The following is a 12,991-nucleotide window of genomic DNA, read 5'->3' as shown; positions in this document are numbered from 1 at the left end:
AAGTAATGCACATCCAAAGCATGAACAGCATCAGCACGACTGTTTCACGTGTCACAAAGAACTGGCGTCGGTCACGGGTGAGCAACACGCCCAGCAGGGTCGCCCCGGCGACGGTAGCAGCGACCGGCATGCTGCTCAGGTGCCAAGTGTACGAATGCGGGTTCATGATACTGATCCAGGTCCAACCCAGAATGCCGATCCAGGGGTGCAATAGACCATATGCCGCAATACCAACGATGACTGGGCCGAGTACCAAGTCACGCATGGACTGACCCCAGTACCTGGGCTGCGAAGCCACTAATCAGACCGACCCGCGCTTCGGACATGCTTTGATAGAGCGTCGAAAAGGGCAGCAAACGGATAATTTCGATCTTCACATCATCTCCCTCGTTCACGACCCAGCAGAGCCCAGTTGGCTTGCACGGGGGGCATTTCCTTTTCTGATTTCTGAAAACAAGCTGACCACCTTTTCAGCATGCTGTCTCCATGTAAGTTGTTTCCGTGTGATGACCTCGCCGGCAGCAGCAGCGACCCGCTCACGCAACTCCACATTACCGGAAAGTGTATCGAGCGCTTTCTCGATACCGTCCGGACCTTGGGGGTCGTACAAAAGCGCATCTACACCATGGGTAAGGATTTCGTGATGGTTGGGCTGATCGGGCGCGATGACGGCTTTTGAGAGCGCCAGGTACTCGAACAAACAAAGGGGAGAGGCGTAAGGTACTAAAGCAGTCTGCAAGGCAATATCAAAAGCCATGGACAGGGCGGGAACCTTCTCACGTTCCACGGCACCCGTGAATGTGAGTCGATCTGACACGCCGTGGCTTGCCGCACACTGCTCCACTTCGAGGCGAGCGGGTCCATCTCCAATTACGAGTAGGTGAACATTTTGATCGGCAGCCCGCAGTGCGATCCATTTCACGATTCTGTCGAGCCTGTCCCACTCGCGAACAAAACCGGTAAAACCCACGACGACACGCCCGGTCAACCCGAGCAATGCCTTCGCTTCTGCACATGAGGGAAGAACAGCGTAGTGGTTCTCATTGATGGCGTTGGGAATGACCCGAATCCGACCGGGATCCACTCCCTTTGAAACCATGTAGTCTGCAAGGACCTGAGTGACTGGCAGGATCACATCAGCATTTTTCCAGACGTACAGCTCCAGCTTATCTGCAAGTCTTGGCCATGCGAGACCACCATACTGACGCCGCTCAACTGCCATGGGCGCATTCACTTCGAGTATCAGTGGCAAACCGAACCGCTTCTTCACCCATACGCCAGACAACAGGTAAAGGTTGTAGCGCTCGTAGATGCCATCTGGCTGAAATTCCCGGATATTTCGAACCAAGCGCCTGTAGGCCACCAGCGAGTAGGCCAGTTCCGCCAGCTCGTAAACCGATCTGGGCAGAAATACCTTGAGTCGCCCCACCCATCCGGCACTGCCCCCAGAGGGGTTGTGCCCATCCACACTGGGCGCGCATTCCCTGACGATATGGCCATTGGACCTGAGCCCACGAATCATCTCTTCAATATGCGTGGACTGGCCGTCACGAGATGCGGTTCGATGATGATAAAGAATTTTCATATATGCAACACGGGCGTGGCTTCCATTAAACCTTGTACGTGACGTTGCGCAAGAAGGCGTCGTACATCAGCAGCGCCCAGAGCGGCGTACTGTGATCACGAGCGCCTGACTCATGCTGCTCGAGCAAATGACGGATCGTGGTGGGATTGAACCATCCTGAATCAGCCACATAACTACCCAAGAGTGCCTCGCGCACTCTCATGCGCAATGGACCGCGAAACCATTGCGCCAAGGGAACTGCAAATCCCATCTTGGGCCGGTACAGCACGTCGTGTGGCAAGTGGGGTTCCAGGGACCGCTTGAAGATGTACTTTCCTTCTGATCCCCGCATCTTGAATGCTGATGGCAGCGTTGCCACCCATTCCACCAGTTCATGGTCCATCAGCGGATCGCGCACCTCCAGGGAATGGGCCATGCTGGCACGATCGACCTTGGTATTGATATCCCCGACCAGATAAGTTTTGAGATCAAGGTACTGGACTAGCGCAAGCGGATCAGCCGTACCAGCGAGGTTGGCGTGCCAGCGAAACACCTCCCTAGCACTGTACCCACCAAGCTCCCTTCTGAATGAGTCACTGTAAAGCTGACTGCGCAGGGGCTCACGAATTAGTGACATCGTATGGAAATACGCCTCGACCGAATCGCGTGCCTGCGCTTCAAAAGTGGTCTTTGCACGGAAGATGCGGGGCGCCCAATCAGCTTTTGGATACCATCGCCCCAGCGCACCAAATACCGCACGGCGCAATCCGAGCGGCAACGTCGCACGCAATTTTTGTTCTAGCAGATGCGTGCGATAACGGCGGTAACCTCCAAAAGTCTCGTCGCCACCATCCCCTGATAACGCTACAGTCACGTGCTTGCGCGCCAGCTGGCAAACCCGGTAAGTGGGGATGGCTGAACTGTCGGCATAGGGTTCATCGTACAGGCGAGCCAGCGTGTCGATGAGGTCGAAATCGTCGCTCTCGACGGTTTCAACGCGGTGGTTGGTGTGGTACCGGTCGGCGACTTTTTGCGCAAACGCGGACTCGTTGAAGGCCGGGTCGTCAAAGGCGATCGAGCAGGTGTTGACGGGGTCAGCGCTCAAGCCGGCCATGGTGGCCACCACCGCGCTGGAATCAACACCACCCGACAGGAAAGCACCCAATGGCACTTCGGCGATCATGCGCAGGCGAACAGACTCCTTCAGTCGCTCCACCAGCTCGGCCCGGGCATCGGCCTCCGAGATGGGATTGTCCAGGCTGAACTTGACATCCCAGTACGCCACCGGCTCACGCATCGGCTGGCCACGCCGGATGGTGAGGGTGTGGGCCGGCGGCAGCTTGTTGGCTTGCTTGAAGATGGTGCGGGGTTCGGCTACATAGCCCAGTGCAAAATACTCTTCCACCGCCAGGGGATCGATGTCGCGACGCAGGCCACCGTGTGCAAGTAGGGACTTGAGTTCGGAGCCGAACAACAGCGTGCCATCGTCCAGCAGCGCGTAGTACATGGGCTTGACGCCCAACCGGTCCCGCGCCATGAAGAGGGTTTGCTGGTTGCGGTCCCACAGGGCAAAGGCAAACATGCCGCGAAAGCGCTTGACGCAGTCGGCACCCCAGGACTCCCATGCGTGGACGATGACTTCGGTGTCGCTCTTGGTATGGAACACATGGCCTAGCGCCAGCAGTTCGGGGATAAGTTGCTGGTAGTTGTAGATCTCTCCGTTGAAGATAACCACCACTGAACCGTCTTCGTTAAATAGCGGCTGCTGGCCGGTGGCAATGTCGATGATGGACAGGCGCCGGTGGCCCAGGCCCACTCCGGGCTCGATGTGCAGACTGCCTTCGTCCGGGCCGCGGTGCAACTGCGAGTTGTTCATGCACTGGAGTACGCCGCGGTCGATGTCACTGGCGCCGCGGGTGTCAAAAATTCCGGTGATTCCGCACATGTTGCCTGCTAATCTTGTTGAATGAAGCAATTGAGCCGCATCTGCTAATCGTACACAGACTGGTAAGTGGATACCATAGCCCGTATGCTGAAATTCGCCTGCATGCGCTGGCGACCTGCTTCACCCATGCTGCGGGCCTGTTCCGGATTTCACGCAAGCGCCACCAATTGGTGAGCCATTGCCTGCGGATTGGCAGGCGGAACCATGTACCCGGTCCGCCCATGCACCACCAGATCAGCATTGCCACCCACCGCTGTGGCAATCACCGTCAGGCCGCTGGCCATAGCCTCCAGAATGGCGTTGGAAATGCCTTCGGCCAGTGACGGTAAGGCAAAGGCGTGCAAGCCACGCATGATGTCGGCCACATCGATTCGCTCACCGGACAGCCATGCCAAGTGGGCCACTCCTGCGGCCTCCAGGCGCAAGGGCCCCTCCCCCACCATGACCAATCGAATCCGGGTTTCAAGTTCAGGTGCCAGAGCAAGAGTCCGAACAAACGCGTTCGCCAGCATGACCTGATTTTTGACGGTCTGCATGCGCCCCACTGTTCCGATAAGCCAGTGTCGTGCGGGCTCGAACGGGCAACCGGCTATGCGCTGCGGCCCATCACACGCCGGGTAAAAGTGCTCGGTGTCAACCCCGTTGTAGGCCTGAGTTATTTTGTCGTGCCGCACCTTCACCTTGTCCACCAAGTAGTCGTCCAGGTCACGCGACAGGGCCAAGTAGTGGTGAACGAACGGCTTGTAGAAACGGCGTATGCGCTGGTAGGCGACGTTGCTGCCGTCCAGGTCGCCCACATCACGGCCATGTTCACCGTGGAACCGGCACGCCCGCTGCCCAAGCTGGGGCCTGCACTTCGAGCGCGGCAAGGTTTCGGCTGTGGACGATGGCGAGGCAGAGTCGACGGAACAGTTTGAATAGCTTGGGGTATTGCCAGAAGCCGTGGCCTGGTGGCTTGCGCAGCGAGATGAATTCAACATCGGTGCGCTGAATGCGCCGGGAGAAGTCTGTAACCTCGGTCGGAGCCAGCACAGAATGCCGATACGCCTGGTAGGGCATGTGGTTGATGAGGTTGACAATGCCATTTTTTAGCCCGCCAGTGTCGAAGCGGTACATCACGTGGAGCACAAGTGGACGAGGATCACCCTGCATATACAGCCTTTGCTGACGCGTCGTGCTGCCATAACCTTTTACAGGCCCTTTTACAGGCGTCTTTACAGGCGCCAGAGCCGGTAACCAGCGCCTTCAATGGCGCTACGGTCGAAAGCCGCTTTAACGTCAATGAACGCGCCACCTTTTACCAGTTTTTTTGCAAAATCGTCCATGCTTAATTCGGCAAATTCCTTATGAGCAACCGCAGCTACGATCGCATCAGCCCTGGGCAAATCAGCCCAGGCCAACAGCGGCACACCGTACTCATGCACGGCCGCATCAGATTCAGCCAGCGGGTCTGTCACATACACTTCTACACCATATGACTTGAGCTCATTGATGATGTCAATGACTTTGGAGTTGCGCAGATCGCCACAGTTCTCCTTGAACGTGAGCCCGAGCACGTTCACCTTCGCACCCTTGATGTGGCTGCCCGCTGCAATCATCTGCTTGATGGTCTGCTCTGCAATGAATTTCCCCATGCCGTCGTTGATGCGGCGGCCGGCCAAAATAACCTGGGGGTTATAGCCCAGCATTTCGGCCTTGTGGGTCAGGTAGTAGGGGTCAACGCCAATGCAGTGGCCGCCCACCAGTCCCGGCTTGAATTTAAGAAAATTCCATTTGGTACCAGCGGCTTCGAGTACCTCCGTCGTGTCAATGCCGAGCTTGTCGAAAAGGATGGACAACTCGTTCATCAGGGAAATATTCAGATCGCGCTGGGTGTTTTCGATCACTTTGGCGGCTTCTGCGGTCTTGATGCTGGAGGCGCGGTGCACACCGGGCACGATGATGGTCTCGTAGAGCCTGGCCACTTTGTCCAGCGTCTCAGGGGAATCGCCCGAGACAATTTTGAGGATTTTGGTGAGAGTGTGCTCCTTGTCGCCAGGGTTGATTCGTTCCGGCGAATAGCCCACGAAAAAGTCCTGCTTCCACTTGAGGCCGGATTCACGCTCCAGCACGGGGATGCAAACCTCCTCGGTGGCGCCTGGATAAACGGTGGATTCATAGACCACGATCACACCTTTCTTCATGTGACGTCCGACGCTGGTGCTGGAGCCGATGAGCGGACGAAAATCGGGAATATGGGCGTTGTCTACAGGTGTTGGCACAGCCACGATGATGATGTCAGCCTCGGCCAGCATGCTGGGGTCTGCGGTGTACACGGCGTGGAGAGACGCCCGCATTTCCTCGTCTGACAGCTCACGAGACGGGTCAATGCCTTCAAGGCATGACTTTACTTTGGATACTGCAATATCAAACCCGATGGTGCGCAGGTGCTTGCCAAACTCCACCACCAACGGCAGACCCACATAACCCAAACCGATCACAGCAACTACAGTCATTTTGAAATCTCCATCGCATTCAAAATTGTTATCACTTGCTTTGCCGCGCCTTCAACAACAGTGCCTCGACGGCTTCGTAGTTAGTCGACAAAAAGGATTCCAGCACAGCTTGTTCAGCTCCAGCCGGAGCTTGGGGGGTGTAAACAACAATGACTGCAGAGTCATCGCCTTGTCCCGTCAAACGATAAAACGCGCTGTATGCTTTGGCAACGTGGTCACTGGCGGTCAAAGTGCCGTTGATCCAATATATTTGCCAAACCGCCAGACGACCTGGATTGCCCTGCGCCGACAGAGCCGCTCCGCGCAGCTCGGCGGTGCGCACGCTCACCACTTTGTTGCCCACCTTGACAGTGCGACTACTGCCGGCCACCTTGGCCCATTGGGAATCATTGCTGTTGACCAGCACATTGCTCGAACTGACCAGCTTGCGATCGTAGTCCTGATGCCGGTAGTAGCCCAGATACAGCCCGACGATGTGACCCTGGCTGGCGTAGCTTTTGTTGATGACGGCAGATGGATTCTGGAAAGCCGGTTTGAAGCTTGCCGCAACGGGTGCGGCGGCTTGCCAATCTGCAGCCAGAGTCGTCGGCGCGATGAGTGACACCGAGGCGTCGCCCTCAGCCCGGTCAATGAACCACAATGCGATGTGCGGCATAGCCACCAGCGCCGCAAAGCAGGCCATGGTGGCCCACAGCCTGGCAGCGGACAAAGTCTGCTCGGCGGGTTGCTCTGCGCTGCGCACATCGATTGCTTTCTCGGGCTCGGCCCAGCGGGCGCCAATGGCGAACATCAGCATGATGACGATGCCAAAAAAGAGCCAGCCGTAAATCAGGTGATCAACGCCTACTGCGAATTTGTTGCCCGAGACATGGCCCACCATGACGATCATGTAGGCGCGCACCCAGTTGGCAGCAATGGGCACCAGTATGGAAATGATCACGAACAGGATACGGCGCTTGGCCGATTGGTAGTTCAGATAGGCAAAGATGGTGCCGACGGTGAGAGATGCGATCAAATAGCGCACACCACTGCAAGCCTCCACCACAGACCAGTTGCCAGAGGGAATGACAAACTGCAAGCCTTCCCGGTAGACGGGAATGCCGCTCAGGCGCAAAGCAAAAATAGTGAAATCGGCTGTCCAATCCATGAGCTGGGGCATGACGAACTCACCAATAGGCACGGCAAAAAACAGGAAACCCAGCGGAAAAACTATCAGCCGCGTAACGGACCAGCCCAGCGCAGCAGGCACCGCCAAAACCAGCAGCGCCACAAATGCCAATTGGGTGACGGCATTGACTGCCACCAAATCGCCCAAAAACCAGGCAAAGGCTGCGCAGGCCGCCAACAGAAAAACGCCAAGCGCCGGCTGTGGTGTTTGCGCTGCCATGAGCTGGCGACGGCGCCAGACGAGCCACAGCACAATAGGTGGCACCAAAAAAGCATGGGTAAAGGTTTCAGACCGGGCCCAGATGGTCACCATGGCGATGCCGGTATCGCGGTATAGAAACAAGGTCCAGGCCAGTAACAGGAGCAGAGCCGGGACGGCCTGACGCCACGGTTGCGCCAGGCGGACCTCGCCCTTGAGCAGGTTCTGACTGACGATTGAGTTCATGCGTTGCCGTGTGCAAGTGGTGGGTCGCCCAGATAGCGGTCCAGACTCGCCATATGGGCGTCCCAGCTGTAACTTTGTACTACACGCTGCCGGCCAGACTGACCCACTGCAGCTGCTCGGGCAGGAGATCTCAGCAACGCATCGATTTCACGAACAAAGTCAGCGGCCTCTGCGGCAGAGACCAACTCTTCGCCGGGTCGGGAATCAATTACTTCGACACAAGCCTGCGACGCCACCACGGGGCGGGCCATGGCCATCGCCTCGAGAATTTTGTTTTGTATGCCACGGGCCACGCGTAAGGGCGCAACAACGACTGCAGCGTGTTGCAGGTAAGGCCGAACGTCTGGCACGGTACCGGTGACTACGACGGCATTGGATGCAAGTGCCAAAACGGCGGGCGATGGGCTGCGCCCCACAATGTAGAAGCGCAACTGTGGCCAGGTCTGACGCAGAACGGGAAGGATATCCTGCACAAACCAGGTCACGGCGTCGATATTGGGCCAGTAGTCCATGGCGCCGGTGAATACCAGCGGTATTTGCTCCGGGTGGACCCCGCTGCCGGAAAAAGGGGAGCTATAGCTGGGGTTGGGCGAAAAATACTCAGCATCAACACCGTTGCAGATGACTCCAACCCGGTTGGCGCTCTCAGGGGCCTTGTGGCGAAACAGGGCAGTTTCGTTTTCCGTGACGAAAAACGATCGTTGCGCGCGGGCCGCTACCGCGCGCTCGTAGGCCAGCAAGCGCTCGCCCTCACGCCGGTACAGCCAAGACAGCGGCCATTTGTGGCTGGTGGCGTATTGCGTCCACTTGGCAGAATCCACATCGACAAAATCCACCAGCATGGGCGGGAGAGCGCCGCCGGACGTGCCCGGAACATACTGCGCCATGACGGAGGAAAAAATGATCGTGGCGTCCATTTTGTTAGCTCCCAGCGTCTGGTTGACCCACGCCTGCAAACCTGTATTTTGGTAGTAACGCAGGCTTAGCGCCTGGTGCGTTAACAAGCCACTTAAGCTTCGCAGCCTCGCTGTGCGGGGGGTAAGTCGCGCCACATGCAGGTCGGGGCAAATCGCACGCACGATGTCCACATAGGCCTCGTCTTCCGGGTCGTCCACAAAGGTACCCAGAAAAACACGGTGCTGTTGCCGCAGGTGTTTGAGCAAATGGTACGAGCGCACCTTGTCGCCCTTGTTGGGAGGATAGGGAAGCCGGTGCACCAAATAAAGCAGATTACCCATGGTGGTGGTCATCCGAGATTACGTACAACAACCGGCCCCAACCAGTTGGCCAAACCAAGAGGCAGGCGACGCCAAGCCTTAATCATAAGTCTGTACTGGGCATTGCTCGGGTTGTTTTGCGGAATGGCGTGACGCTTGTAAAGCCGGTACTCGTAGTGCAGCGGCGTTGGTTCAAAACCCCAGTTTTTCTTGAATGCGTAAGTGCCTGTGCCTTGCTTGCTGCGGCCGTAATCAAATACCTTGAGGCCGCGGGCGCAGGCGCGACGCATGAGCTCCCAATATTTGAAGTCATTGGCAGCGAACTCGCGGGCGAGCTCAAAGTCGCCGGCGTAATAAGGCAGGACTTCATTGCGAAAGTAAAAACTCAAGACGCCGCTCAAGGGGCGACCATCGGGCGCAAGGACGGTGAGCACTTCGCAGTCAGGACCGAATTCGGTTTGCAATGCCAAAAAGTAATTTTTGGGCATTGCCGGGGTGCCGTGACGGTGGGCGTTATCGGCAAAAAGAGTAAAGAAGCGATCAACGTTATCGTCAATTTCACTGACCAGCCCGTTTCGGATACCTTTTCGCACCATGGCGCGCTGCTTGCGCGGGATGGCCAGCAGGTTGGCCTCCTCGGAGGCTAGAATTTCTTTGCGGAAAGTGACGTACAGGTGCTGCGTGGGCCAATCGCTGTGACGTGGATTAACGTTGCGCAATTCAAGGTGAGCCACACCGAGGCGTTGGGCAATTTTCTGAGCCTCCAGCTCAAGGGCCTCTGCCGCTTGTGCGTTGAGCGCTGCGACGCCGCCGTACACGGCAAAAGGAAGACTGCTCAACGAGTTGCCAAACAGCCAGCTATTGACATGACCGAGCGGCAGAACACCCTGGATATGGCCATCGGACTCGGCATACAAAAAATAGGTGTCATGTCCAAAAACACCGCGCACAATATTCTGCCAACCGGCACGATGAAAAAAAGTAGCCTCGGGACATGCCAGAACGAACGCATCCCATAACCCCGCCACGGTGACGTCTTGAGGTCCCAGGCGTTTGACGGTCAGCATGGCGTTTTCAGACGAAAGGGCTTTGTTTGCTAAACCTGTGCAGGAAAATTTCGTCCATGCGACCCCACTTGAAGTCACCCAGCAAGCAGTTCAATCGGCTTTCCATGCGGCTAATGTTGACGTAATGCCGAAAGCGCGTCTTCCTGCTGATGCCCGCAATGCGCGGCTGCCCGGTGTCGATCTCCCAAGGATGGAAATAGAAGACGCCCGACTGTCGGTCATGCCTGTTCACCCGGCCGAGCATCCAGCGTGACAGGGCGTAAGGCAGCAATCTGAAGTACCCTCCTCCGCTGGACGGCAGGTTGCGGTTTAACACCCGCAGCGTTGTGATCGGAATTTCCATCAAGCCGGGGCGCACCTCGTAGGCAAAACGCGGCGAGTCCGGCATGCCATAGTGGTCGTGCCGAATAGGGTAAATGCTTGAGCTGTAGCGGTAACCGGCCCGAACCAGGCAGTCAAAAGCCCAGAGGTTGCCAGTGCCTATCGAAAAACTAGGAGCGCGATAGCCATTGACTTGAACGCCCGTCAAGTCTTCCAGAACAATCTTGGCCAAATTAATGTCGGCAAAAAAAGCTTCTTCGGACTGGTCGCTGGCGCGCTCGTGACCATAACCGTGGCTGGCCAGTTCGTGGCCCTCCTCGACTATCTCACGCACCAACTGGGGGTAACGCTCGGCAATCCAGCCCAGAGTAAAAAAGGTTGCCTTGGTATTGCGACGCGCCAGCATGTCAAGAATGGCGTTGACATTCCGCTCGACGCGGCATTCACGCGTATTCCATTCGGAACGTGCGATGTGCGATGCAAATGCCGATACCTGAAAATAGTCTTCGACATCAATCGTCAGCGCGTTGGTGATGGTTGAGGTCGGCATACAGATTGATCTATGAGATTGATCTATGTGTTGCCTGATTCCAGGGCCATTGCAGTCTGTTTCGGCTCCAACCATTTGTACAGATCAGCCGCGATACGTTCGGCGGCATGACCGTCCCACAATTCAGGCACCCGGCCACGCTTGCCCCGTCCGTCCAGAATTTCTCGTATCGCACTCAAAATCGTATCGCGGTTACGCCCCACGAGGATATTTGTACCTTGCTCAACAGTGATCGGACGCTCGGTGTTTTCTCGCAGCGTCAGACAGGGCACGCCAAGCGCCGTAGTTTCTTCCTGCAGGCCGCCCGAGTCGGTGAGTACCACAGTGGCACCTGCCATCAGCCCCAGCATCTCAAGGTAGCCCAGTGGCGATAACAACGCCATGCGCGCTGGATCAATCATGGCCGCCAGACCAAAACGGTCGATGTTGCTACGGGTGCGGGGATGCAAGGCAAACACCAACGGCAAGCTGGCAGCAACCTCACCGAGTACACCAAGCAAGGCACGCAGGGTTTCGGGATGGTCTACGTTGGAGGGTCGATGCAGTGTGACCACGCCATAGCCGATGGGATGACTCAAAACCAGGGGGTCTATGTGGCAGGCTTGCAGGGTGTCCTTGGCGCTGCGGGCGTTTGCCCGGCCAAAAATCACCGAGTCAATCATGACGTTTCCCGCAAAGCAAACCCGATCTGGTGGTATACCCTCCCGTGCCAGATTTTCTTCAGCGGTGCGCTCTGTGGTGTAAAGCCTGTCAGAAATTTGGTCCGTGAGGATTCGGTTGATTTCCTCCGGCATGGCTCGGTCGTAGCTGCGCAAGCCGGCTTCAATGTGCACTACCGGCACACCCTTTTTGACCGCAACCAGAGAGCAGGCCAGCGTGGAGTTCACATCACCGACCACCGCCACGCAGGAGGGTTTATGCGCATCAACTACAGGCTCGAACCGGCGCATGACTTCGGCAGTCTGGATCGCGTGCGTGCCAGATCCGACTTCAAGATTGATGTCCGGTCGCGGCAGCCTCAGATCTTCAAACAGGCGATCACTCATGTCTTTGTCGTAGTGCTGACCGGTGTGTACCAAGAGCACGGGCAGGGGCGGAACATGGGCGGCCATGGCACGCAGAATGGGCGCCATTTTCATAAAATTCGGCCGCGCACCCACAACACAGATGACCGGACCCGAAATGCTCATTGGGAACTTTCCTGGCTGATCTTTTTGACCGCCACGAGAAGCTTTTGCAGTATGCCGAGAATTTCGAGGTTGATACGTTCCAGGCGGAACACGCTTCCCTCCAGATGGCGCAAGCGCTCGTCGTGTAGCTCAACACCCAAGGCGTGAATTTGACTGGAAATCGTGCCCGCCAACGCTGGAGCCGAACTCTCCTCCAGCGCCTTATTGGAAGGAACCGCCGATTCATTGTCAATGTCGGACACCACCTTATTGACATCTTCAAGACCAAAAGCGTCTTTGTTGTCCAAAAAACCAAATAGCAACAAGCGATCACAAATCAGATTGACACGGCGGGGAATGCCGCCGGAGGCTTTGAAAATTGCTTCAAAAGCGGCTGAATCGAAGGTGGGACGCCCCGTCGCACCAGCACATTTCAACCGGTGCTCAATGTAACCCTGTGTTTCATCTGAAGACAGCGGACCAATGTGGCATGTCGCCGTAACGCGCTGCCTGAGTTGCTGCATGGTGGGGCTTTGCAAAATGGTTCGAAATTCGGGCTGCCCCACCAGAAACGTCTGTAGCAGCGCTTGTTGGCCCAACTGGAAGTTCGACAGCATACGCAATTCTTCTACCGCCCGGGCTGTGAGGTTCTGGGCCTCGTCGACGATCAGAAGACAGCGTTTTCCCTGGCTTGTCTGGTGGACCAGATAAGCCTCCAGCGCCATCAACATGTCGGCCTTTGAAACGTCTTTAACCCGCACACCAAAAGTAGCGGCCACCATTCGCAGGGTGTCGTCGGCATCCAGCTGGGTGGTCACAAGGTTGGCGGCTACGACTTTTTTGGAGTCCAGACTGGCAAGCAGGCCACGTACCATCATGGTCTTGCCCGCCCCAACCTCACCCGTGATGACAATGAAACCTTCGTTTCGTTGAACACCGTAGTCGAGGTAGGCCTTGGCTCGCCGGTGTTGTTTGCTGCCGAAATAAAAATTCGGATCAGGGTTGAGCTGAAAAGGCTTGCTGCTTAATCCGTAATAATCGGAATACATGA

General features: G+C 56.7%; 12 protein-coding genes. All 12 read right to left on the bottom strand.

Going from position 1 to position 12,991, the window contains the following annotated elements; translation table 11 throughout:
• On the bottom strand, nucleotides 1-265 hold a 265-nt coding region (locus AC1DUR_RS21070), incomplete at its 3' end, for a DUF5935 domain-containing protein (protein WP_477722080.1).
• A gap of 126 nt (nucleotides 266-391) precedes the next feature.
• On the bottom strand, nucleotides 392-1,585 hold the full coding sequence (locus AC1DUR_RS21065) for a glycosyltransferase family 4 protein (protein WP_477719987.1): 1,194 nt from the start codon (nucleotides 1,583-1,585) through the stop codon (nucleotides 392-394).
• Nucleotides 1,586-1,610: 25 nt separating this feature from the next.
• Nucleotides 1,611-3,509 carry an XrtA/PEP-CTERM system amidotransferase gene (locus AC1DUR_RS21060; RefSeq protein WP_477719988.1) on the bottom strand — a complete coding sequence of 633 codons (1,899 nt, stop codon included), beginning with the start codon at nucleotides 3,507-3,509 and terminating at the stop codon, nucleotides 1,611-1,613.
• Between the two features lie 149 nt (nucleotides 3,510-3,658).
• Complete coding sequence (locus AC1DUR_RS21055) at nucleotides 3,659-4,306, bottom strand: glycosyltransferase (protein WP_477719989.1); 648 nt, start codon at nucleotides 4,304-4,306, stop codon at nucleotides 3,659-3,661.
• 13 nt (nucleotides 4,307-4,319) lie between these two features.
• Entirely contained in the window at nucleotides 4,320-4,625 is a 306-nt protein-coding gene (locus tag AC1DUR_RS21050) for a glycosyltransferase (RefSeq protein WP_477719990.1), read from the bottom strand.
• Between the two features lie 98 nt (nucleotides 4,626-4,723).
• Nucleotides 4,724-6,004, bottom strand: coding sequence for a nucleotide sugar dehydrogenase (locus AC1DUR_RS21045; protein ID WP_477719991.1), 1,281 nt, complete (start codon nucleotides 6,002-6,004; stop codon nucleotides 4,724-4,726).
• Nucleotides 6,005-6,035: 31 nt separating this feature from the next.
• A complete protein-coding gene (gene xrtA, locus AC1DUR_RS21040; protein WP_477719992.1) occupies nucleotides 6,036-7,616 on the bottom strand; it encodes an exosortase A in 1,581 nt (526 codons plus the stop codon).
• Nucleotides 7,613-8,866, bottom strand: coding sequence for a TIGR03087 family PEP-CTERM/XrtA system glycosyltransferase (locus tag AC1DUR_RS21035; RefSeq protein ID WP_477719993.1), 1,254 nt, complete (start codon nucleotides 8,864-8,866; stop codon nucleotides 7,613-7,615). Before AC1DUR_RS21035 ends, xrtA begins: the two co-directional genes overlap by 4 nt.
• Nucleotides 8,863-9,900, bottom strand: a complete 1,038-nt coding sequence (locus AC1DUR_RS21030; protein ID WP_477719994.1) for a FemAB family XrtA/PEP-CTERM system-associated protein — start codon at nucleotides 9,898-9,900, stop codon at nucleotides 8,863-8,865. Before AC1DUR_RS21030 ends, AC1DUR_RS21035 begins: the two co-directional genes overlap by 4 nt.
• 7 nt (nucleotides 9,901-9,907) lie before the next feature.
• The gene (locus AC1DUR_RS21025; protein WP_477719995.1) at nucleotides 9,908-10,771 is read right to left on the bottom strand and encodes an XrtA system polysaccharide deacetylase; all 864 of its coding nucleotides are present in this window, start codon (nucleotides 10,769-10,771) and stop codon (nucleotides 9,908-9,910) included.
• 23 nt (nucleotides 10,772-10,794) lie between these two features.
• Nucleotides 10,795-11,961: a non-hydrolyzing UDP-N-acetylglucosamine 2-epimerase gene (wecB, locus tag AC1DUR_RS21020; protein WP_477719996.1), complete on the bottom strand. Its 1,167-nt coding sequence runs from the start codon at nucleotides 11,959-11,961 to the stop codon at nucleotides 10,795-10,797.
• The gene (locus AC1DUR_RS21015) at nucleotides 11,958-12,989 is read right to left on the bottom strand and encodes an XrtA/PEP-CTERM system-associated ATPase (protein WP_477719997.1); all 1,032 of its coding nucleotides are present in this window, start codon (nucleotides 12,987-12,989) and stop codon (nucleotides 11,958-11,960) included. The genes wecB and AC1DUR_RS21015 overlap by 4 nt, the downstream gene beginning before the upstream one ends.
• Nucleotides 12,990-12,991 lie beyond the last annotated feature (2 nt).

This window comes from Polaromonas sp. P4_F4 (assembly GCF_056401355.1).
This window is presented reverse-complemented; position numbering and strand designations above follow the sequence as displayed.

Excerpts from the sequence above, each read along its gene's own strand:
- AC1DUR_RS21065 (WP_477719987.1), bottom strand. The coding sequence starts at position 1,585 with ATGAAAATTCTTTATCATCATCGAACCGCATCTCGTGACGGCCAGTCC.
- AC1DUR_RS21025 (WP_477719995.1), bottom strand. The coding sequence starts at position 10,771 with ATGCCGACCTCAACCATCACCAACGCGCTGACGATTGATGTCGAAGAC.
- AC1DUR_RS21035 (WP_477719993.1), bottom strand. The coding sequence starts at position 8,866 with ATGACCACCACCATGGGTAATCTGCTTTATTTGGTGCACCGGCTTCCC.
- AC1DUR_RS21015 (WP_477719997.1), bottom strand. The coding sequence starts at position 12,989 with ATGTATTCCGATTATTACGGATTAAGCAGCAAGCCTTTTCAGCTCAAC.
- AC1DUR_RS21060 (WP_477719988.1), bottom strand. The coding sequence starts at position 3,509 with ATGTGCGGAATCACCGGAATTTTTGACACCCGCGGCGCCAGTGACATC.
- AC1DUR_RS21045 (WP_477719991.1), bottom strand. The coding sequence starts at position 6,004 with ATGACTGTAGTTGCTGTGATCGGTTTGGGTTATGTGGGTCTGCCGTTG.
- AC1DUR_RS21050 (WP_477719990.1), bottom strand. The coding sequence starts at position 4,625 with ATGTACCGCTTCGACACTGGCGGGCTAAAAAATGGCATTGTCAACCTC.
- AC1DUR_RS21030 (WP_477719994.1), bottom strand. The coding sequence starts at position 9,900 with ATGCTGACCGTCAAACGCCTGGGACCTCAAGACGTCACCGTGGCGGGG.
- wecB (WP_477719996.1), bottom strand. The coding sequence starts at position 11,961 with ATGAGCATTTCGGGTCCGGTCATCTGTGTTGTGGGTGCGCGGCCGAAT.
- xrtA (WP_477719992.1), bottom strand. The coding sequence starts at position 7,616 with ATGAACTCAATCGTCAGTCAGAACCTGCTCAAGGGCGAGGTCCGCCTG.